The following is a 1,787-nucleotide window of genomic DNA, read 5'->3' on the forward strand; positions in this document are numbered from 1 at the left end:
TGTGTCTGTTGTTTGAGAACTCAATAGTGTGCCAAGTTTGTTGATACCGATTATGTATGTAATTGGTTGAATTTGCCGAATCGTGCCGCCCCTGTGGTATTGGTTTGGTGTTTTTAGCTGGTTTCAAATTTTGTGCAGCCAATGATTGTCGTTATTTCCGGTGGTTTTGGTTGTGTCTGTTTGTTTTCAACGGAGAGTTTGATCCTGGCTCAGGATGAACGCTGGCGGCGTGCTTAACACATGCAAGTCGAACGATGATGCCAGCTTGCTGGTGGATTAGTGGCGAACGGGTGAGTAACACGTGAGTAACCTGCCCTTGACTCTGGGATAAGCCTGGGAAACTGGGTCTAATACCGGATATGACTGACTATCGCATGGTGGTTGGTGGAAAGCTTTTGTGGTTTTGGATGGACTCGCGGCCTATCAGCTTGTTGGTGGGGTAATGGCCTACCAAGGCGACGACGGGTAGCCGGCCTGAGAGGGTGACCGGCCACACTGGGACTGAGACACGGCCCAGACTCCTACGGGAGGCAGCAGTGGGGAATATTGCACAATGGGCGCAAGCCTGATGCAGCGACGCCGCGTGAGGGATGACGGCCTTCGGGTTGTAAACCTCTTTCAGTAGGGAAGAAGCCGCAAGGTGACGGTACCTGCAGAAGAAGCGCCGGCTAACTACGTGCCAGCAGCCGCGGTAATACGTAGGGCGCAAGCGTTATCCGGAATTATTGGGCGTAAAGAGCTCGTAGGCGGTTTGTCGCGTCTGCCGTGAAAGTCCGGGGCTCAACTCCGGATCTGCGGTGGGTACGGGCAGACTAGAGTGATGTAGGGGAGACTGGAATTCCTGGTGTAGCGGTGAAATGCGCAGATATCAGGAGGAACACCGATGGCGAAGGCAGGTCTCTGGGCATTAACTGACGCTGAGGAGCGAAAGCATGGGGAGCGAACAGGATTAGATACCCTGGTAGTCCATGCCGTAAACGTTGGGCACTAGGTGTGGGGGACATTCCACGTTTTCCGCGCCGTAGCTAACGCATTAAGTGCCCCGCCTGGGGAGTACGGCCGCAAGGCTAAAACTCAAAGGAATTGACGGGGGCCCGCACAAGCGGCGGAGCATGCGGATTAATTCGATGCAACGCGAAGAACCTTACCAAGGCTTGACATGAACCAGACCGGGCTGGAAACAGTTCTTCCCCTTTGGGGTTGGTTTACAGGTGGTGCATGGTTGTCGTCAGCTCGTGTCGTGAGATGTTGGGTTAAGTCCCGCAACGAGCGCAACCCTCGTTCCATGTTGCCAGCGGGTAGTGCCGGGGACTCATGGGAGACTGCCGGGGTCAACTCGGAGGAAGGTGGGGACGACGTCAAATCATCATGCCCCTTATGTCTTGGGCTTCACGCATGCTACAATGGCCGGTACAAAGGGTTGCGATACTGTGAGGTGGAGCTAATCCCAAAAAGCCGGTCTCAGTTCGGATTGGGGTCTGCAACTCGACCCCATGAAGTCGGAGTCGCTAGTAATCGCAGATCAGCAACGCTGCGGTGAATACGTTCCCGGGCCTTGTACACACCGCCCGTCAAGTCACGAAAGTTGGTAACACCCGAAGCCGGTGGCCTAACCCCTTGTGGGAGGGAGCTGTCGAAGGTGGGACTGGCGATTGGGACTAAGTCGTAACAAGGTAGCCGTACCGGAAGGTGCGGCTGGATCACCTCCTTTCTAAGGAGCACCTACAACAACTGCCCTGGATGTATGTCTGGTGGTGGGGGTTGTCAGGAAGCAAGCCCGTTGCGCA

General features: G+C 55.1%; 1 rRNA gene. It reads left to right on the plus strand.

Annotation, left to right across the window (positions count from 1 at the left end):
• Positions 1 to 186 precede the first annotated feature (186 nt).
• Positions 187 to 1,711 (plus strand): 16S ribosomal RNA (locus ACFO0G_RS19830).
• The last annotated feature ends 76 nt before the right edge of the window (positions 1,712 to 1,787 follow it).

The sequence above is a fragment of the Arthrobacter sedimenti genome (assembly GCF_042652025.1).
In the GTDB taxonomy this organism is placed as follows: Bacteria; Actinomycetota; Actinomycetes; order Actinomycetales; family Micrococcaceae; genus Arthrobacter; species Arthrobacter sedimenti.